The sequence below is a fragment of the Streptomyces sp. NPDC091281 genome, from assembly GCF_044757425.1.
Lineage (GTDB): Bacteria > Actinomycetota > Actinomycetes > Streptomycetales > Streptomycetaceae > Streptomyces.
Window position 1 is genome coordinate 710,490 of record NZ_JBIVUY010000003.1, and the last position, 18,903, is coordinate 729,392.

Annotated in this window: 18 protein-coding genes; 10 read left to right on the top strand and 8 right to left on the bottom strand. The window is 74.0% G+C overall.

Annotation, left to right across the window (positions count from 1 at the left end):
• Positions 1-29: 29 nt before the first annotated feature.
• Positions 30-290 (bottom strand): DUF2630 family protein, encoded by a 261-nt coding sequence (locus tag ACIQPQ_RS11355; RefSeq protein ID WP_401302599.1) that lies wholly within the window; start codon positions 288-290, stop codon positions 30-32.
• A gap of 284 nt (positions 291-574) precedes the next feature.
• Here ACIQPQ_RS11355 and ACIQPQ_RS11360 point away from each other — a divergent pair, with 284 nt between their 5' ends.
• A complete protein-coding gene (locus ACIQPQ_RS11360; protein ID WP_401302601.1) occupies positions 575-1,366 on the top strand; it encodes a TetR/AcrR family transcriptional regulator in 792 nt (263 codons plus the stop codon).
• Here ACIQPQ_RS11360 and ACIQPQ_RS11365 read toward each other — a convergent pair.
• Complete coding sequence (locus tag ACIQPQ_RS11365; RefSeq protein ID WP_383779455.1) at positions 1,354-2,826, bottom strand: LVIVD repeat-containing protein; 1,473 nt, start codon at positions 2,824-2,826, stop codon at positions 1,354-1,356. The two genes, ACIQPQ_RS11360 and ACIQPQ_RS11365, sit on opposite strands and share 13 nt — an antisense overlap.
• Positions 2,827-3,087: 261 nt before the next feature.
• Between ACIQPQ_RS11365 and ACIQPQ_RS11370 the strand changes: the two genes are divergently transcribed.
• Complete coding sequence (locus ACIQPQ_RS11370) at positions 3,088-3,747, top strand: DUF305 domain-containing protein (RefSeq protein WP_401302603.1); 660 nt, start codon at positions 3,088-3,090, stop codon at positions 3,745-3,747.
• A 94-nt stretch (positions 3,748-3,841) separates the two neighbouring features.
• Here ACIQPQ_RS11370 and ACIQPQ_RS11375 read toward each other — a convergent pair whose 3' ends face one another.
• Together ACIQPQ_RS11375 and ACIQPQ_RS11380 are read right to left on the bottom strand one after the other, a co-directional pair.
• Positions 3,842-4,480 carry a DUF6214 family protein gene (locus tag ACIQPQ_RS11375; RefSeq protein ID WP_401302604.1) on the bottom strand — a complete coding sequence of 213 codons (639 nt, stop codon included), beginning with the start codon at positions 4,478-4,480 and terminating at the stop codon, positions 3,842-3,844.
• A gap of 72 nt (positions 4,481-4,552) precedes the next feature.
• Positions 4,553-4,894, bottom strand: coding sequence for an ArsR/SmtB family transcription factor (locus tag ACIQPQ_RS11380; protein WP_401302606.1), 342 nt, complete (start codon positions 4,892-4,894; stop codon positions 4,553-4,555).
• A gap of 186 nt (positions 4,895-5,080) precedes the next feature.
• Between ACIQPQ_RS11380 and ACIQPQ_RS11385 the strand changes: the two genes are divergently transcribed.
• Positions 5,081-6,160 (top strand): NADH:flavin oxidoreductase/NADH oxidase, encoded by a 1,080-nt coding sequence (locus ACIQPQ_RS11385; RefSeq protein ID WP_401302607.1) that lies wholly within the window; start codon positions 5,081-5,083, stop codon positions 6,158-6,160.
• 144 nt (positions 6,161-6,304) lie between these two features.
• Here the strand turns inward: ACIQPQ_RS11385 and ACIQPQ_RS11390 are convergent, their stop codons facing one another.
• Positions 6,305-7,054 (bottom strand): PaaX family transcriptional regulator C-terminal domain-containing protein, encoded by a 750-nt coding sequence (locus ACIQPQ_RS11390; protein WP_401302608.1) that lies wholly within the window; start codon positions 7,052-7,054, stop codon positions 6,305-6,307.
• Positions 7,055-7,142: 88 nt separating this feature from the next.
• Between ACIQPQ_RS11390 and ACIQPQ_RS11395 the strand changes: the two genes are divergently transcribed.
• The 3 genes from ACIQPQ_RS11395 to ACIQPQ_RS11405 all read left to right on the top strand — a co-directional run bounded on the left by ACIQPQ_RS11395 (position 7,143) and on the right by ACIQPQ_RS11405 (position 11,081).
• Complete coding sequence (locus ACIQPQ_RS11395) at positions 7,143-8,837, top strand: acyl-CoA dehydrogenase family protein (RefSeq protein WP_401302610.1); 1,695 nt, start codon at positions 7,143-7,145, stop codon at positions 8,835-8,837.
• Positions 8,838-9,071: 234 nt separating this feature from the next.
• Positions 9,072-10,133 carry a medium chain dehydrogenase/reductase family protein gene (locus ACIQPQ_RS11400; protein WP_401302611.1) on the top strand — a complete coding sequence of 354 codons (1,062 nt, stop codon included), beginning with the start codon at positions 9,072-9,074 and terminating at the stop codon, positions 10,131-10,133.
• A 288-nt stretch (positions 10,134-10,421) separates the two neighbouring features.
• Positions 10,422-11,081 (top strand): SRPBCC family protein, encoded by a 660-nt coding sequence (locus ACIQPQ_RS11405; protein WP_401302699.1) that lies wholly within the window; start codon positions 10,422-10,424, stop codon positions 11,079-11,081.
• Positions 11,082-11,230: 149 nt separating this feature from the next.
• On the opposite strand, the gene ACIQPQ_RS11410 is transcribed toward ACIQPQ_RS11405, so the two are convergent.
• Entirely contained in the window at positions 11,231-11,803 is a 573-nt protein-coding gene (locus ACIQPQ_RS11410) for a hypothetical protein (protein WP_401302613.1), read from the bottom strand.
• A gap of 202 nt (positions 11,804-12,005) precedes the next feature.
• Between ACIQPQ_RS11410 and ACIQPQ_RS11415 the strand changes: the two genes are divergently transcribed.
• The 4 genes from ACIQPQ_RS11415 to ACIQPQ_RS11430 all read left to right on the top strand — a co-directional run bounded on the left by ACIQPQ_RS11415 (position 12,006) and on the right by ACIQPQ_RS11430 (position 16,085).
• Positions 12,006-13,178 carry a WD40/YVTN/BNR-like repeat-containing protein gene (locus ACIQPQ_RS11415; RefSeq protein WP_401302614.1) on the top strand — a complete coding sequence of 391 codons (1,173 nt, stop codon included), beginning with the start codon at positions 12,006-12,008 and terminating at the stop codon, positions 13,176-13,178.
• Between the two features lie 100 nt (positions 13,179-13,278).
• On the top strand, positions 13,279-13,956 hold the full coding sequence (locus tag ACIQPQ_RS11420) for a uracil-DNA glycosylase (RefSeq protein ID WP_401302615.1): 678 nt from the start codon (positions 13,279-13,281) through the stop codon (positions 13,954-13,956).
• An 80-nt stretch (positions 13,957-14,036) separates the two neighbouring features.
• The gene (locus ACIQPQ_RS11425) at positions 14,037-15,020 is read left to right on the top strand and encodes an N-acetylglucosamine kinase (protein ID WP_401302701.1); all 984 of its coding nucleotides are present in this window, start codon (positions 14,037-14,039) and stop codon (positions 15,018-15,020) included.
• Between the two features lie 141 nt (positions 15,021-15,161).
• On the top strand, positions 15,162-16,085 hold the full coding sequence (locus ACIQPQ_RS11430) for a sirohydrochlorin chelatase (RefSeq protein WP_401302617.1): 924 nt from the start codon (positions 15,162-15,164) through the stop codon (positions 16,083-16,085).
• 110 nt (positions 16,086-16,195) lie between these two features.
• Here ACIQPQ_RS11430 and ACIQPQ_RS11435 read toward each other — a convergent pair whose 3' ends face one another.
• Together ACIQPQ_RS11435 and ACIQPQ_RS11440 are read right to left on the bottom strand one after the other, a co-directional pair.
• Positions 16,196-17,236: a lactonase family protein gene (locus ACIQPQ_RS11435; RefSeq protein WP_401302618.1), complete on the bottom strand. Its 1,041-nt coding sequence runs from the start codon at positions 17,234-17,236 to the stop codon at positions 16,196-16,198.
• 143 nt (positions 17,237-17,379) lie between these two features.
• Positions 17,380-18,894, bottom strand: coding sequence for an FUSC family protein (locus ACIQPQ_RS11440; RefSeq protein ID WP_401302620.1), 1,515 nt, complete (start codon positions 18,892-18,894; stop codon positions 17,380-17,382).
• Positions 18,895-18,903 lie beyond the last annotated feature (9 nt).

Genomic DNA, 18,903 nt, shown 5'->3' on the forward strand with positions numbered 1-18,903 from the left:
TCCGGGCCGACGCCGCCGCGCGGCCCGGTTCAGTTCTGGTAGCCCTCGACCTCCGTGACGGACCGTACGCGCGCCTCGCCGGGGTCCTCGCCGTACTCGGCCTTGGCGCGTCGCTGCCGCAGCAGGTCCCAGCACTGGTCGAGGGCGCGTTCCAATTCCGCGAGCCGCCGCTGTTCGGTGGTGTCGTCGATGCGTCCGGCCGCCAGGTCCTCCCGGAGCCTGCGCTCGTCGTCGACCATCGCCGTGATCCGGGAGAGGATCTCCCGGTCCTGCCCGTCGTCGGCTGCCATGGCGCCACACCCTCCTCGGCTCGGACCTGCTGCCCACTGTAGGGAGGGTGCGGGCCGGGTGCGACAGGGACGGGCGGGGCCGGGGAGCCCGCGCGAGGCCGCGGAAGAACCGCGTGAGATCGCAGGAAGGGAGCCTGAGGCCACCATCGGCCCGGAAGCGCGCCCACTCGGGACGATCCCCCGTGTCGCCCCGAGCAGGCGGCTGCCCGGTGCGGACCGTGACGGCCCGACCGGGATGCGCTGAGTATAGTTGGCTGGCAACCAGTCAACGCAGGAGTTACAGGATGTCCCCGCGCAGCGCCTCGGTCAATGAAGAATTGCGGCGACGTTCCCGGGAACGGTTGTTGCAGGCCGCCATCGAGCTGGTGAACGAGCGCGGCTACGAGGCGACGACGCTCGGCGACATCGCGGACCGGGCGGGCTCGGCGCGCGGCCTGGTGTCGTACTACTTCCCCGGCAAGCGCCAGTTGGTGCAGTCGGCGGTGCACCGGCTGATGCACCGCACCCTGGAGGAGGCGCTGGAGCGGGAGCCGCGCGCGCGGGACGGCCGGGAGTGCCTGGCGCGTGCCGTCGACGCGATCCTCGGCCTGGCCCGGGACCGGACGGTGCTGATGCGTCAGCACATGGCGGGGCTGCTCCAGGCGGAGGGGTTCGTGCAGTGCCCGGAGCAGCGGCGGCTGGCCGAGCTGCTGCGGGACACGATGGCGCGGTACGGGTCGCGGGACGTGGACACCGACTACCCGATGCTGCGCTCGCTGCTGATGGGCGCGGTCTACGCGATGGTGCTGCCGAACGTCGGCATGGCCCAGGCGCCGCTGCGCGCCGAGCTGTTCGCGCGCTACCGGCTGGCCTGGGAGCTGGGGGTCCCGCCGGACACCGAGGCGCCCACCGGGACCCTGGACCCCGACCTGTCCCGCTTCTTTGCCACGGGAGAGCCGGACCGGACGGGCGGGTCCAGCCCCCGCGACGGGGCCGGACCGTCGGACCGTCCGGGCTCGGCGGACGACGAGGCGGACCCGTCACGGCCGTCGTCGGGCCGGACGGGTCCGTCGGATCATTCCGCTCAGTCGAAGTAGTCGTAGTAGTCCGGCTGGGTCTGGACGTTCAGCTCGTCCAGCCGCACGCGCTTGGCCGAATCCGTACGCCGGTCGTCGATGCGCAGGACGTCGAGTCCCTTGGCGATGTCGTTCGAGTAGATGTAGCCGTTGTAGTAGTACGTCGACCAGGGCCCGGCGGTGGTGAGTTGCTCGGTGTTCACCGGACCGCGCTCGAAGAAGGCGATCTCCTTCGGGCGGGACGAGTCGGTGAAGTCCCAGACGGAGATGCCGCCCTGGTACCAGGCCTGGACCATGATGTCCCTGCCCTTGACCGGGATGAGCGACCCGTTGTGCGCGACGCAGACCTCGGTGGCCGCCTGCGGGCGGTCGATCTTGAAGTAGCTGCGGAAGACGAGCTTGCGCTTGTCGCCCTTGCCAACGATGTCGTAGATCCCGTCGGCGCCCTTGTCCGGGCCGATCTCCGGCGTGCAGGTGGCCGCGCCGCCGCCGCCCAGCTCGTCGGTGAACACGACCTTGTTCGCCTTGAGGTTGAAGGTCGCCGAGTGCCAGAACGCGAAGTTCACGTTGTCCTGGACCTGGTCGATGATCCTCGGGTTCTCGGGGTCCTTGATCGAGAACAGGATGCCGTCGCCCATGCAGGCCCCGGCCGCCAGGTCCTTCTCCGGCAGCACGGTGATGTCGTGGCAGCCCGTCGTCTTGGAGACACCGGGGTTGGTGGGCCCGCCGGGGTTGCCGCCGCCGTCAGGCCCCTCACCCGGGAAGAGCACGGGGAAGTTGACGATCTTCGACTTCTCCGGTGCCTTGCGCGGCACCTTGATGATCGAGATGCCGTCGTGCGGGGGCTGGCAGTCCGGGTAGGCCGCGTTGGGCGAGTACGACGAGACGTAGACGTAGACGTTCTTGCGCTCGGGCACCAGCGTGTGGGTGTGCGAGCCGCAGGCGGTCTCGACGGCGGCGACGTACTTCGGGTTGCGCTTGTCGCTGATGTCGAAGACCTTGATGCCCTCCCAGGAGGACTTCTCGGTGGCCGGCTGGGTGGTGCTGTTGCAACTGCTGTCGCTGCGCGAGGAGTCGGTGGACAGGAACAGCAGGTCCCCGGAGACGGAGATGTCGTTCTGCGAACCCGGGCAGAGCACCTGGGCCACGGTCTTCGGGGCCTTCGGGCGGCTGATGTCGAAGATGCGGAAGCCGTCGAAGTTGCCGGAGAAGGCGTACTTGCCCTGGAAGGCGATGTCGGAGTTGAGGCCCGGCAGCGCGTCCTTGGGGATGTTGACGAGGTGCTCGATGTTGTCCGAGTGGATGATCTCGTCCTTGCCGGGCACCTCGCCCTCGGCTATCGCCTCGCCGACCTGGGCCCGGACCTTCTGGGACACCTCCTGTCCGACGGACGGCGCGTCCCCGGGGTCGGGGGTCGCGGACGCCGGGACGGCGGTGAGCAGCGCGGCCATGAGCCCGGCACAGGCGGCGGCGACTCCCATCCGTCTGCGGCGCGTTCGGGGGTCGTTCAACAGGGTCACTGCGTCCTCCCTCGTTGCCGTTCACTGGGAACGGTGCACGGTCCTCCGCAGTATCGTCTTCATCATGCACAGATCAACAGTCGGCAACGTACTCGTAATGAATGTTTTTGATCAGTAGGGCGCAGACTCGTGCTAGGACGGACCCTGAGCGTCGTCGGGTTCGTCCCGGATCGCCGTCGGGTCGTCCGCCCGTCCCCAACTCAGTTGTTCCAGGAGGTCGTTGTGCCCGTCCGTCGAGCGCCCCTCGTCGCCGCCGCCCTGCTCGCGCTCGTCCTGACGGGCTGTGACTCCGGTGCGGGTGGCGGTTCGGACAAGGGGGCGGGCGCGGCGGCGGGGCCCTCGGTGATCGCGCCCGGCAGGCCCGGCGAGGACAACCGCACCCTGTCCGCGCAGGACGCGGCCGACCAGCGGGTCGACGACGACACCCCCAACTCGGCCGACGTCGACTACGCGACGATGATGATCGAGCACCACCGGCAGGCACTAGTGATGACACAACTCGTGCCGGACCGCGCGGAGTCGGCGAAGGTCAAGGCGATCGCGTCCCGGATCTCCTCGACGCAGGGGCCGGAGATCGCGGCCATGGAGAGCTGGCTGGCGACCCACGGCAAGAAGGACGCCACGGCGGGCGCGGGCGGCGCCCACGACCATGCCACGATGCCGGGGATGGCGACCGAGGCCCAGTTGAAGAACTTGCGGGCGGCGCGCGGGAAGGCCTTCGACCAGCTCTTCCTGACCCTGATGATCACGCACCACGAGGGCGCCATCACGATGGCCGCCGACGTGAAGGGGCAGGGCAACAACATCCGGATCGAGGAGATGGCGGACGACGTCGTCGCGGAGCAGACGACGGAGATCTCCCGCATGCGGGCGATGATGTGACGGAGTGACAGGTGCCGGGCTGCCGCGGTGACCGCGCGGCCGCCAGCCTCACATCGGCGCGCCGTCCGTCAATCCCCCCTGTGTGCCAGGGCGTTCAGCGTCGGGCGTGACGGGGCGTCAGGAGTCCGGCGTCGCGGGCCTGGGCGATGAGACGGAGGGATCTGCGGCGGCTGTGTCCGGTCGCCCACATGACGGCGAGGACCGGGTCGACGCCGTCCTCCTGGGCGGCGCGGTACTCCTCCGCGAGCAGCAGTCGCCCTTCGGTGCCGCGCGGCCAGGCGGGACGGGCACGGCGCGCCGCCGGCAGTGCCTCCTCGACGGCGTCCGGCCCGTGAACGGTGCCAGGTGCGTGCGCGTCGGTACGGGTCGGGGCGTCCCATCGGCTCCCGCACTCCCCCTCGCTCCACCGCTCCTCCCGCGCGTCGGCGTCCGCGTCCGGGAGGTCGCCGCCGCAGCGGTCGAAGAGGGGGCCCTCGATCCAGTCCGCGAGGACGGTGAGGTCGACGAGGGAGAGCGCGGGGCGGGCCCTGACGTCCTCGATGGACACCCGCCCGGCGCGGACCACGGCCAGCGCCTCGACGCGGGCGCCGTCGGTGAACACCAGGCGGACGGTGTACCAGGACGTCGCGGTCTCCCCCTCGGACCCGTCGCGCACCTCCCACTCGGGGGAGACGGTGACGGTGCCGTCCTCGGCGCGGCGGTCGGAAAGATTAAGAAACGATGGTTCCCACACGGACGCAAAGTAACCGCATGATCACTTTCCATACGAACGGACACGCGCGCCCGGCCGGGCAGCCGCACCCTGTCAGCGCAGCGACTCGCGCGCGAGGGCGTCGAGGACGGCGTCGAGCAGTCCCGGGAAGAGGCCGTCGAGGTCGGTTCGGCGCAGACCGTTCATCTTGGCCGTGCCCCGGTAGACCTGCCGGACGACCCCGGCCTCGCGCAGCACCCGGAAGTGGTGCGTGCTGGTGGACTTGGTGACCGGCAGGTCGATGTCGGAGCAGGAGAGTTCGTCGCCGTCGGCGGCCAGCTCCCGCACGATCCGCAGCCGCATGGGGTCGGAGAGCGCGTGCAGTACGGCCGCGAGCCGGATCTCCTCGCGCGCGGGGTGCGGGAGGTCACGGCTGCTCACGGCGGGGGTGGTCACGGCGGACTCCACTTCGTCGGGTGCTCCATGGTACGACAGGCGTCGTATTTCGAGGCCCGCCACGGTCCGGCACCGACCGCCGTCCCAGGGTCCGCATTAGTTCGATAGTCACCGTAGTTTGACAGTCGCCGTACTACGAAGGCTATCGTATGAGCGACCACCGGCCCGAGACGAATGGAGTCCGCCGTGAGCGCGCTCTTCCAGCCGATCACCCTGCGCGACGTGACGATCCCCAACCGGGTGTGGATGCCGCCCATGTGCCAGTACTCGGCGGCCCCGGAGGGCCCGCTGACCGGCGCTCCCACCGACTGGCACCTCGCCCACTACGGGGCGCGCGCGACCGGCGGGACCGGCCTGATCGTCGTGGAGGCCACGGCCGTGTCGCCGGAGGGCCGCATCTCCCCGTACGACCTGGGCATCTGGAACGACGCCCAGGTGGAGGCGTTCCGCCGGATCACCCGCTTCCTCACCGCGCAGGGCACGGTGCCGGCGATCCAGCTCGCGCACGCCGGGCGCAAGGCGTCCACCGAACGGCCCTGGAAGGGCGGCGCGCCGGTGGGCCCGGACGCGCACGGCTGGCAGCCGCTCGCGCCGAGCGCGGTCCCGTTCGACGACGGGCATCCGGTGCCGGACGAGCTGACGGTGGACCAGATCCGCGCGCTGGTCGGCCAGTTCGCCGACGCGGCCCGGCGCGCGCTCGCCGCCGGTTTCGAGATCGCCGAACTGCACGGCGCCCACGGGTACTTGATCAACGAGTTCCTCTCCCCGCACTCCAACCACCGTACGGACGCCTACGGCGGCTCGTACGAGAACCGCACGCGGTTCGCCCTGGAGGTCGTGGACGCGGTACGGGCGGTGTGGCCCGAGGACAAGCCGCTGTTCTTCCGGATCTCGGCCACCGACTGGCTGGCGGAGGACGGCTGGACACCCGACGACACCGTCCGGTTCGCCCGCGAGCTGCACGCGCGCGGCATCGACCTGCTCGACGTCTCGACCGGCGGCAACGCCTCCGGGGTGCGGATTCCGGTGGGGCCGGGCTACCAGGTGCCGTTCGCCGCCCGGGTGAAGGCCGAGACGCCGATGCCGGTCGCGGCGGTCGGCCTGATCACCGGCACGGAGCAGGCGGAGAAGATCCTCGCCAACGGGGAGGCGGACGCGGTGCTGCTCGGCCGTGAGCTGCTGCGCAACCCGTCGTGGGCACGGCAGGCGGCCCGGGAGACGGGCGGCGAGGTGCGGGTGCCGGAGCAGTACCTCCGGTCGGTCTGACGTCGGAGCAGTACCTCCGACCTGTCTGACGCCGGAGCGGTACCCCGGTCGGCCTGATGCTGGAGCGGTACCTCCGGCCGGTCCGATGCCTGAGCAGAAGTTCCGGCCCGTCCGGTCGAGTTGCCGCCGTCCGGGGGCGGGCCCTCACACCCGCTCGCGGGTGAGCAGCGTCAACTCCTCCTGATAGGCGGCGTATGCGGCGCGCAGGGCGGTGCCCGGCCAGTCGGGGGGCAGGAGTTCGGCGGGCAGGACCGGGTCGGCGAGGAGATGCCGAACCACGGCCGCGAACGCGGTGAGGCGCCCGGCCGGGTCCCGGGTGCGGGCGAGATGTTCCAGGAGGGCGTGCCCGGTCGCGACCCAGTCCGCCAACGGCCAGAGAGAGTCAGCCAGTTCACGCGCCGACGACTCGGGTCGGCCAACGAAGTACCGGACGGTGGCGGCGAGTTCGGCGGGCCAGGGGCGGAGCAGGGTGGCGGGGCGCAGCCAGACTCCCTCACGGAGTTCGGCGAGGCGCAGCCGGGTGAGTTCGGCGCGCAGGTCGGCACGGTCCGCGGGGGTACGGCCGGTGGCGGTGACCACGGCCATCTCCCAGTCGCCGCCCCAGGGCCGGGTGCCGGGCGCGACCGCCTCGTCCTGGCGCCGCTGGCGGTCCAGGAGACGGTCGCTGAGCGCGTAGACCGAGGCGGTGCGGCGCAGGTCCCCGGCGGTCACCATGCGGCTGAGCGCGGCGCGCAGGGTGGAGCCGCCGACACCGAACGGCTCCACCAGCCGGACCAGGTCCTTGACGGGCAGCCGCGGCGGGTGGACGCCGAGCAGCAGGCTCAGCACGACCGACCGCGCGGACAGCGGCCGCAGCTCCGGTCCACCGGGTCCCGCCGACTCGTTCGTGCGCATGGCCCCGTACTTTACGTCGCCGCGCACCTTCGACCGCCCATCGTGTTGCACTATTGCTGCGACTGTTTTTAGGGTGCAACATGGCGGCATGGTCTTCCTCCAGGAACAGTCGTCCGCGCTCCCGCCCGCCGCGGTGCCCTCCGGCCACCGCACCCACGACGTCACCAACCAGCCGCCGCCGTCGGCGCCCTACGACGCCGCCGACGACGCGGCGCTGCTGGAGGGGCTGCGACGGGAGGGGGCCGGGTGGGCGGCCGACGACGTGCGCCGTCTCGGTCTGCTGGCGGGCGGGGCGGAGGCGCAGGAGTGGGCCGAGCTGGCCAACCGGCACGAGCCCGTCCTGCGCACCCACGACCGCTACGGCCACCGCGTCGACGAGGTCGACTTCCACCCCGCCTGGCACGAGCTGACGCGGGTCGCCGTCGCCGAGGGCCTGGCCGGGGCACCCTGGGCGGACGACCGGCCCGGCGCGCACGTCGCCCGCACCGCCGGGGGCCTGGTGTGGGGGCACACGGACGCGGGGCACGGGTGCCCCACCTCGATGACGTACGCCGCCGTCCCGGCGCTGCGCCGCGAACCGGACCTCGCGAAGGTGTACGAGCCGCTGCTCACCAGCCGGGCGTACGACCCCGGACTGCGGGTGCCGACCGGCAAGCGCGGGCTGCTCGCCGGGATGGGCATGACGGAGAAGCAGGGCGGCTCCGACGTACGCACCAACACCACGACCGCGACGCCGACCGCCGGGACCGGGGTGTACCTGCTGCACGGGCACAAGTGGTTCACGTCGGCGCCGATGTGCGACGTGTTCCTGGTGCTGGCGCAGGCGCCGGACGGGCTGACCTGCTTCCTGGTGCCGCGGGTGCTGCCGGACGGGACGCGGAACACGTTCCGTATCCAGCGGCTCAAGGACAAGCTCGGCAACCGGTCCAACGCCTCCTCCGAGCCGGAGTTCGACCACACGGTCGCCTGGCGGGTCGGCCCCGAGGGACAGGGCGTGAAGACCATCATCGAGATGGTCAACTGCACCCGGCTGGACTGCGTGATGATGTCGGCCGCGCTGATGCGCAAGACCCTCGTCGAGGCGGGGCACCACGCCCGGCACCGCAGCGCGTTCGGCGCCCGGCTGCTGGACCAGCCGCTGATGCGCAACGTCCTGGCCGACCTGGCGCTGGAGTCGGAGGCGGCCACCACCCTCACCCTGCGGCTGGCGGGCGCCGCCGACCGGGCGGTGCGCGGGGACGCGGGCGAGCGGGCCTTCCGGCGGATCGCCACGGCCGTCGGCAAGTACTGGGTGACCAAGCGCGGACCGGCCTTCACCGCGGAAGCCCTGGAGTGCCTGGGCGGCAACGGCTACGTCGAGGACTCCGGCATGCCCCGGCACTACCGGGAGGCGCCGCTGCTGTCGATCTGGGAGGGCTCGGGCAACGTCAACGCCCTCGACGTGCTGCGGGCGCTGACCCGTGAACCGGACACCGCGCACGCCCTGTTCGTGGAGCTCGACCTCGCGCGCGGCGCCGACGCCCGCCTGGACGCGGCCGTCGCCGGGCTGCGCGACGGACTGGCGGGCACGTCCCAGGCCGGGGCCCGCCGCCTCGTCGAGCGGATGGCCCTCACCCTCCAGGCCTCCCTCCTCGTCCGGCACGCCCCGCCCGCCGTCGCCGACGCCTTCTGCGCGACCCGCCTCGGCGGCGACTGGGGGTACGCCTTCGGAACCCTGCCCGAGGGGGCGGACCTCGACGGGATTCTCGATCGGGCGCTGCCGACGGGGCTGGTCGCGGGCTAGCGGGGCGGCCGAGGCGGGCCCGAGGCGGACCGGGGCGGGCTGGAGCGGACCGGGGCGGGCCGGGCGACGACAGCCCGGATGCGGGAAGACGGGAGAGACAGACAAGAAGAGTTAGAGGGTCTCACTGAAATTATTGACACTCGCCATGCGATGGAGTTACAACTTATAACGAACGCGAGGACAGGTAACCGCCAACTCCGGGGAAGCCGCCCGACCGCGTCCCGCAGCCATCGCATGGAGGTCGTCATGAACGCCGAAGGTCCCGTCACCGTCGAAGGACTCGTCGAGGTCGTCCTGCCGGGCAAGGTCGAGCCCGAGGGGCTGGAGATCCGGCACGGCGCCGTCCCCACCCCCGGCCCCGGTCAGGTCGTCGTCCGAATGGAGGCCACCGGCGTCTCCTTCGCGGAGCAGCAAATGCGCCGCGGCCGCTACTACGACCAGCCGCCCTTCCCCTTCGTGCCCGGCTACGACCTGGTCGGCACCGTCCAGGCGACCGGCGCGGGCGTCGGCCCCGGCCTCACCGGCACCCGGGTGGCCGCGCTGGTCAAGGTCGGCGGCTGGGCCAGCCACGTCCTCGTGGACGCGGCGGACGTCGTGCCGGTGCCCGACGGGATCGGCGCGGCCGAGGCGGAGACGCTGGTCGTCAACGGCATCACCGCCTGGCAGATGCTGCACCGCAAGGCCCGGGTCCGCGCGGGCGGGACCGTCCTGGTGCACGGGGCCAACGGCGGCGTCGGCTCGGTCCTGGTCCAGCTCGCCCTGGCCGCGGGCGCCACCGTGATCGGCACGGCCTCCGCCCGCCATCACGACGCGCTGCGCGCGCGGGGCGTGTTCCCCGTCGACTACCGCGACACCGACGTCGCCGCCCGCGTGCGCGCCCTCGCCCCGGGCGGGGTGGACGCTGTCTTCGACCACGTCGGCGGACCCGGCATCGTCGACTCCTGGCGGCTCCTCGCCCGCGGCGGCACGCTCGTCTCGTACGGCAGCGCCGCCACCCGCGACGACGAGGGGTCCAAGCAGCTCCCGGTGCTGAAGCTGCTGGGCCGCGTGTGGGTGTGGAACGCCCTGCCCAACGGCCGCCACGCGTACTTCTTCAACGTCTGGGCCGGACGCGCCCTGGCCAAGGACCGGTTCCGGGCCCGGCTGCGCGCCGACCTCACCGAGGTGTTCGACGCCTTCCGGCGCGGCGAGGTCACCGCGCAGATCGCCGCCCGGCTGCCCCTGGACCGCGCCTCCGAGGCCCTGCGGCTGGCCGAGTCGGGCACGGTCGCGGGGAAGGTCGTGCTGACGCCCTGAGCGGGATGCGGGGTGCCGTCACCGGGTCCCGTCGCCCGGTCCCGTCGCCTGAACGGGCCTCCGGTTCCGCACGCGTGGCCGCCTCCGCGCGCGGGTCGGTCCTCGCGTCCCCCTCTCCTCCGTATCGCTGCGTATCCCTCCGTATCGCTCCGGCCGTGTTCATGCGTATCCCTGCGGCCCCCCGGCCGGGGCTTCTCTCCGGACCTTCTCCGGGCCTTTCCGCACCTTCTCCGGGCCTTCTCCGGGTCACTCCGCCCGGTCCACGAAAGGAACACCCTCATGTTCGGCATGCGCCGACGCACCACCCCCGCCTTCCCCGACTCCCCCGGTCGCTCTGTGCGGCGGCGCGGGGCCACCGCCGGAGCCGTCACCGTCGCCGCGGCCGTCACCTTGGCCGGTGTGCTCGGAACCGCCGCTCCGGCGGGCGCGGAGACCCCCTCACGGGGCACGTGCCGGGGAGCGGGCGTGGACGGCGACGCCCTGATCCGCTACCGGTCCGACGTGGTGATCGACGCCCCGCTCAGCACCGTCTGGCGGCTCCAGACCGACGTGGAACGCTGGCCGTCCTGGCAGCGCCCCGTCCTCACCGCCGACCGGCTCGACCACGGCCCGCTGCGCGCAGGCTCGCGGTTCCGGTGGACCACGCCCGTGCCCGCCACCCCGTCCACTCCCGCGACCACCCTGGACATCACCTCGACCGTCCGCGCCCTGCGCCAGGGCGCCTGTGTCCTGTGGAGCGGGCCCGCCGTCGGGGACGGCCTGCGGGTCGACGAGGGCGTCCACCTGTGGACGTTCCAGAAGGTCAGGGGCGGTGTACGGGTGCACACCGAGGAGACCTGGACCGGCGACCAGGTCGAGGCCGACGTCCCCCTCGCCACGGCGGCCCTGGGAGCGGGCCTGGAGGCCTGGCTGCGCGACCTCAAAGCCGAGGCGGAGAGCCGATCCTGAGCCGGGCGGCAGGCACCGGAACGGCACCGGCAGCCGGGGGCATGTGTCTGTCGAAGAGTCGCCAGGGCAGGGCACGGTGCCGACGGGGCGCAGCGGGGAGCGACGTAAGCCCCCCGCCGTGAGACGCCCCGGACCCGGACCCGGTCTCCTCAGCCCGCCGACCGTCTCCACATGACCTCGAAGCGGGCCCACTCCGTGCCCCAGCGCTCCACCCGGCGGCGTTCCATGCCCCCGCGCAGCGCCCGGCCGGCCGCGAGCGGGACGGTGGCGGCGGCCACGCCCGCGAGGCCGCCGACCAGCAGGGCGCGGACGCGGGCCTGGGTGGCGGAGGCCGGTTCGGTGACGAGCCTGCCCCGGCGGTCCGTCCAGACGGTGACCGTCGTGCCGGGCGCGCTGCCGGGAGCGACCCGGACCTGACCGGTGTGGGCGGAACCGTCGGGACCCGTCCAGCCGACGCGGGCCCAGACCTGGTCGGCGGAGCGTGCCCCGGCCCGGCCGGGCGCGGCCTCGCCGAGCCGCGCGGCGACCGGCCGCCACTCCACGCGCTCGCGGGCGAGTTCGGTCTCGACGGTACGGGCGGCGGCCCAGGCCGCCAGGAGCCCGCAGAGCAGGGTCAGCACGCCCGCGCCGAGCACCACCCAGGCCTCCACGGTGTCGGACCGGCGCTTCAGCGGGTTGCGCCGCCAGCGCCACAGCCACACCTTCCGACCACGGAACGCCATCGGCGGCTTCCTCCTCGTGAGCGCGCGGAACCCCCGGCCGTCCTCTCATACGAACGCGACGCCCCGGATGCTCACGGTCCGGCTCGGACGGGGGCGGCCCGGGTCCGAGGGCAGGTCTCCGGGGCACGGCGTCGGTCGGTGCCCGCGCGGCGGGCGGAACGGCTGTGACCTGCACGGAAGCCCTCTGCGGGGGTGACTGTCAGTGGTGGGGTGCAGACTGGCTGGTGTCCGGGACGCGTGCGCGACGAAGGCGTCGGGGACGGCGAGGGACACAGCGGAGGTGACCGGTATGACCGAGGTACTGCTGGCCGTGGGCACCCGCAAGGGCCTGTTCATCGGGCGCGGCCGCGACGGCGTCTGGGAGTTCGATCCGGCGCCCTGTTTCAACGCGCAGGCGGTCTACTCCGTCGCCGTCGACACCCGCGGCGACCGGCCCCGGCTGCTCGCCGGGGGAGACAGCGCGCACTGGGGGCCGTCGGTGTTCCACTCCGACGACCTCGGGCGGACCTGGACCGAACCGGCCGAGCCCGCCGTCAGATTCCCCCGCGACACCGGGGCCTCGCTGGAGCGGGTCTGGCAGCTCCACCCGGCGGCGGCCGAACCGGACGTGGTGTACGCGGGCACCGAACCGGCCGCGCTGTACCGCTCCGAGGACCGCGGCGAGAGCTTCACGCTGGTCCGGCCGCTGTGGGAGCACGAGACGCGCGACCGCTGGGTGCCGGGCGGCGGCGGGGAGGGCCTGCACACCGTGCTCACCGACGCGCGGGACCCGGCGGCGGTGACCGTCGCGGTGTCGACGGCGGGCGTGTTCCGCACCACCGACGGCGGCGCGAGCTGGGCGCCCTCCAACTCCGGTGTCTCCGCGGTGTTCCTGCCGGACCCGGACCCCGAGTTCGGGCAGTGCGTGCACAAGGTGGCGCGCGACGCGGTCGATCCCGACCGCCTCTACCTCCAGAACCACTGGGGTGTGTACCGCAGCGACGACGCGGGCGCCCACTGGACGGACATCGGCGCGGGCCTGCCGTCCACCTTCGGCTTCGCCGTCGCGGCCCACCCCCACCAGGGCGGTACGGCCTACGTGTTCCCCATCAACGCCGACGCGGACCGGGTCCCGGCCGGCCACCGCTGCCGCGTCTACCGCACGACGGACGCGGGCGAGACCTGGGAACCCCTGTCGGCGGGCCTCCCCCAGGACGACCACTACGGCACCGTGCTGCGCGACGCGCTCTGCACGGACGACACGGAGGGAGCGGGCGTGTACTTCGGCAATCGCAACGGCGAGCTGTTCGCGTCGGCCGACGGAGGCGACAGCTGGCGGCAGTTGGCCGCCCACCTGCCGGACGTGCTCTGCGTACGGGCCGCGGTGGTGGCATGACGACGCCGGGGGGACCGGTCGTGGCGCCGCGCGTCGTGGCGTCCGGCGGCCAGGGCCGTCGATTGATCGTCAACGGCCTTGCGGCAGTAGGGTGAACGCCGTGGCACCACGACCCTTGCACGAGATCGTAGAACCCGGCTGGGCCAAGGCCCTGGAGCCGGTGGCCGGACGGATCGCCGAGATGGGCGACTTCCTGCGCGCGGAGATAGCCGCGGGACGCACCTACCTCCCCGCGGGGGCGAACGTCCTGCGCGCCTTCCAGCAACCCTTCGACGACGTCCGCGTCCTGATCGTCGGACAGGACCCCTACCCCACCCCGGGGCACGCGGTGGGCCTGTCCTTCTCGGTCGCGCCCGACGTACGGCCGCTGCCGGGCAGCCTGATCAACATCTACCGCGAACTCAACACCGACCTCGGCCTCCCCCAGCCCTCCAACGGCGACCTGACGCCCTGGACCCAGCAGGGCGTGCTCCTGCTCAACAGGGCGCTCACCACCGCCCCCCGCAAACCCGCCGCGCACCGCGGCAAGGGCTGGGAAGAGGTCACCGAGCAGGCGATCCGCGCACTGGCCGCGCGCGGCAAACCCCTGGTCTCCATCCTGTGGGGACGCGACGCCCGCAACCTCCGCCCCCTGCTGGGCGAACTCCCCTCGGTGGAGTCCGCCCACCCGTCCCCGATGTCCGCCGACCGCGGCTTCTTCGGCTCCCGCCCGTTCAGCCGCGCCAACGACCTCCTGATCCACCAGGGCGGCCAACCCGTGGACTGGCGCCTGCCGTGACACCCGGCGCGGCCCCTCCGCCCGACCCCGGTACGGCTTCCGTGCTCGCCGTGGACTCAGGCGGGTCGGGGCTGCGCGTGATGCTCGCTGACGTCGAGGGGCGGTGGTCGGGGACGCGGGTCTCCGCGGTTCCGGTCCGTACCGGGACACGGGGGATCGATCCCGGGCACCTGATGGAGCAACTGGTGCCTATGGTGAGGTCGTTGGCCGAGCAGGCGGCGGCTGAGCGCGGCGGAACGCCGCCCACCGGGATGCCGCCCACCGGGGCGCCACCGGGTCCGGGGGTCGCGGTGGTCGGAGCGGCCGGTCTGGCGACACTCGGGGACGCGTTGCGGGCGGAGCTGCCGGAGGCGCTGGCGCGGGCGTTCGGGGTGCGGACGACCGTGCTGGCCGCCGACGCCGTCACCGCGTACGTCGGCGCGCTCGGGATCGGGCCGGGTGCCGTGGTGGCGGCGGGCACCGGGGTGATCGCGCTCGGCACCGACCTGACGGTCTGGCGGCGGGCGGACGGCTGGGGCCATCTGCTGGGCGACTGCGGCGGCGGGGCCTGGATCGGGCGCGCGGGCCTGGAGGCCGCGCTGCGCGCCCACGACGGGCGCCCCGACGGCTCGACGGCACTGCTCACCCGCGCCGAGGCACGGTTCGGGCCGCTCCCCGGCCTGCCCGGCCTGCTGTACCCGCGCGCCGACCGGCCCGCCGTACTCGCCTCCTTCGCGCCCGACGTGGCCGCCTGCGCGCCCTCCGACCCGCTCGCCGCCCGCATCCTGCGGACGGCGGCCCGGCACCTGGCCGACTCGGCCGCCGCCGTCTGCCCGCCGGACGGGACAGCCCGGATCGCCGTCACCGGCGGCCTGTTGCGTCTCGGGGACGCCCTCCTCGTGCCGCTGGCGGAGGAGTTCGACCGGCGCCTGCCGTCCGCCCGGCGAGTGACGGCGGAGGGCGATCCGCTGACCGGAGCCCTGCGCATCGGCCGGGCGCTGGCGTCCGGCACGCTCCGGCTGCCGCCCGATGAATGGCTGTTGCACGTGACACCTCCCGCGTCGGACCGCAAACAGGGGGATTGACCCCTCCGGGGGCAAGTCGCCCGGAACACACGCCGATCACTTCTGATCCGTACGTAACTCATCAGACAAAACCGGACGGATACCGCTCACCTGCACCCTCCCCGAACAGGGGAGCCCAGGAAGCCAGTAACATGCGGCGCCATGAGCTCCCCCACTGGGCCCGCGTCCGGCCTCCCTGTACGAATGCCGCGCCCCCGTCAACCCGGGCGGCACCGGCGACCCGAGCCGCTCGCGGCTCCCGAGGGCGCGCCCGCCCTCGTCCTCGCCGTGCCCGGCGCGCCCAGCGCCGCCACCCGCGGCACCGCCGAGGAGATCGTGAGCATCACCCGCTCCGAGCTTCCCGGCATCGACGCGCGCATCGGCTACCTGGACGGGGACGACGCCGAGTTCCCGACCCTCCAGTCCGTCCTGGCGCACGCCGCCGACGAGCGCACCGCCCGCTACGAGCAGGCGCTCGCCGCCGGAGCGGACGTCAAGGAGCCCGACGGGCCCGTCGCCGTCGTCGTCCCGCTGCTGGCGGGACCCGACAGCGCGCTGCTGCGCCAGGTCCGCCACGCCGTCATGGAGAGCCGCGTGGCGGCCGACCTGACCGACTCGCTCGGCCCGCACCCGCTTCTCGCCGAGGCGCTGCACGTGCGGCTCTCCGAGGCCGGGCTGGCCCGCGCGGACCGCGCCCGCCTGTTCACGGTGGCGACGGCCGCCGACGGCATCGTCCTCGCCTCCGTGGGCGGCGAGGAGGCCGTGCAGGCCGCCGGGATCACCGGCATGCTGCTCGCCGCGCGCCTCGCCGTGCCGGTGATGGCCGCCGCCCTCGACCAGGAGGGTTCCATCTCCTCCGTGGCCGAGCAGCTGCGCGCCTCGGGCTCCCAGCAGCTGGCGCTGGCGCCGTACCTGATCGGCCCCGAGATCGACGCAGCCCTGCTGGAGGAGGCGGCCAAGGAGGCGGGCTGCGCCGCGGCCGAGCCGCTCGGCCCGTACCCGGCGATCGGCAAGCTCGCCCTCGCCAAGTACACGGCGGCCCTGGGTATCGCCCCGCCCCAGCAGCAGGGCGCACCGGCCCGCTAGCCGGCACCACCGCACCGACAGCACCACCGCAAGGACGCCGAAGGGCCCGCTCCGGATGAACGGAGCGGGCCCTCAGCGTGTCGGAGGCTCCCGAGGCGTCGTGGCCCGGCTCAGCCGAGGACGACGCAGGACACGGCGGGCACCCGCAGAGAACCGGTCCGGCGGGGCAGGCCCGTCGCGGGGTCGACGGCGAACCAGGTCACGTCGCCCGAGCGCTCGTTCGCCACGTACAGCCGCCCGTCCGCCTCCGTGAGCGCGCGGGGCCAGTGGCCGCCGCAGGGAACCGTGCCGACGAGCCGCAGGCCCTCTCCCCCGCCCTCGACGGCGAGCACGGACAGGACGTCCTCGCCGCGGGTCGCCGCCCACACGAAGCGGCCGTCGGGCGAGGCGACGATCCCGGACGGGTACGCGTCCCCGTCGGGCACGCCGGGCAGCAGCGGCACCTCCACCAGCGCCTTCAGGGCGCCCTCGGACGCGTCCCAGGCGCAGACGGTGACCGTCGGCGTGAGTTCGTTGACGACGTAGGCGTACGCCCCGCCGGGGTGGAAGGCCAGGTGGCGGGGCCCGGAGCCGGGGCGCAGCGGGAACTCGCGGCGCAGGACGGGGACGCCGTCGCGCAGGTCGCAGACGCGCACGGAGTCCGTGCCGAGGTCGACGCTCACCGCCCACCGCCCGCTGGGGTCGGGCTGCACCTGGTGGGCGTGCGGGCCCTGCTGGCGCGGGGTGTAGGGCCCGGACCCGGTGTGTTCCAGCACGCCGGAGGCGGCCGGGGCGAGGGTGCCGTCGGGGCGGACGGGCACGGCGGTGACGCTGCCGGAGCCGTAGTTGGCGGTGAGGACGTGGCCGTCGAACACACCGAGGTGCGTGGGCCCGTTGCCGCCGACCGGCACCGGCGCCCCGACCGGCTCGGGCACGTCCCCGGCGACGCTGTACGCGGCCACCGCGCCCTCGGCGGTCTCGCTGACGGCGTAGAGCGTGCCGCCGCCCGGCGCCAGCTCCAGCCAGGAAGGGTCGGGGAGGCCGTTCACACTGCTCAGGACGGTCAGCTCGCCGCTGTCCGGCTGTACGGCCGCGGCCACGATCCCGGGCCCCCCGGCCGCCGTGAACGACCCGATGAACGCGCGCTTCCGTCGTCTGCCGACGTCTGCCACCACTGTCCCCTCTCGTGTCGGCATATTCCGGGGTGACCGTAGCAGCCGAGCCGCTGCGGTCTAGACCAGGGAGCGGTGGGTGGCGCGAACCGGGCGGGCGGCGAGGAGGGTGAGCGGCGTCGGCGGTGGCGCTGCGGCTCGGGTCAGGCGCCGACCAGCGGTGACGGGGCGGCGGGCCGGGACGCGGTGTCCGGGCCGCTCAGGGGGTGGGCGAGTGCGGCGAGCGCCTGCTCCAGGCCGTAGAGGTGGGTCAGGGCCCGTTCACCGGCGGGCGGTCGCTCGGCGGGGGCGTGGCGGTGGGCGCCGCCGTCGGTCAGCGCCTCCACCGCGGCCTGGACGCGCCAGCAGGCGGCGGCGAGGCGGGCGTCGTGGGAGGCCTCCGGGTCGGCGGCGACCGCGACCAGGCCGCGGATCTCACGGGCGCAGTCGTCGAGCAGGGCCAGTACGTGGCGGGCGCGCCGCTTGCGGCCGCGCACGGCGTGCAGGGGGTGGGTGAGGGGGGCGACGGAGAGGCGGACCCGGCCGAGGAGCTGCTCCAGCTCGGCGACGCGCGCGCCGGGGTCGGCCGTGTCGTCCCCGGCGAGGCGGGCGGCGGCCTCGGCGGTGCAGGCGTGGACGCAGCGCAGGGCCCGCTGTATCCAGGCGTCGGTGACGGCGTGCGTGGTGACGGGCAGGACGAACAGCACGGCGAGGACGGCGCCGAGCGCGCCGACGCCGGTCTCGGCGAGCCGCAGGGCCAGCAGGCCGGGCGTGAGGACGCCGAGGAGGCCGTAGAGCAGCTCGGCGAGCAGGGTCACGCAGAGCATCATCCAGGTGTAGGAGACGGCCGCGGTGTAGAAGATGCCGAAGACGCAGAGGGCGACCAGGGCGGCCGTGGGCACGCCCGCGCCGTGCAGCGGGACGGCGACCAGCAGGCCCAGTCCGATGCCGATGACGGTGCCCAGGACCCGGCGGAAACCGCGGACCAGCGTCTCGCCGCGCGAGGTGGTGTTGACGAAGATCCACCAGGTGGCGCCGACGGCCCAGTACCAGCGCTGCCCCGACACGAGCTGGCCCACCACCAGGGCGAAGCCCGCGCCCGCCGTCGCCTGGACGGCCTGCCGGGTCGTCACGCGGGCGAGGCCGCGCCCGCCCGGCGGACCGGGCACGGCGGCGGGAGGCAGGCGCCGTTCGTAGCACCACAGGCCGAAGCGGACCGCCGAGGCGGTCAGCACCGCCAGCACGACGGCGACGGCCAGTCCGGGGAGCTGCCCGGCGGTGGCGTGCAGGAACTGGGCGACGAAGAACATCATGAACGCGAAGACGCCGAGGCTGTGGCCGCGCGGCCCCCAGCGGCGCGCGTACACGCCCGCGCCGATCACGGCGAGGAAGGTGAGATCGCGGGCGACGGGATGGTCGTGCAGGACGGCCGCGGCGGCCAGCACCGGGAGGCCGACGGCGGGCAGCAGCGCGGTCGTGACGGCCTGGCCGCGCACGGTGGCGTCGGTGACGGTGAACAGGGCGAGCAGCGCGGCGAGCCCGCCGGTGACGGCACCGGGCAGGCTGTGCCCGGCGAGGCCCACGACCACGACGGCCAGACCGATGCCGAGGACGGCCCGCGCGGCGAAACGCAGCCGCGCCCGCCCCGGATCAGGAGCCGCGAACACCCTCTTCAGCACTGCTTCCGG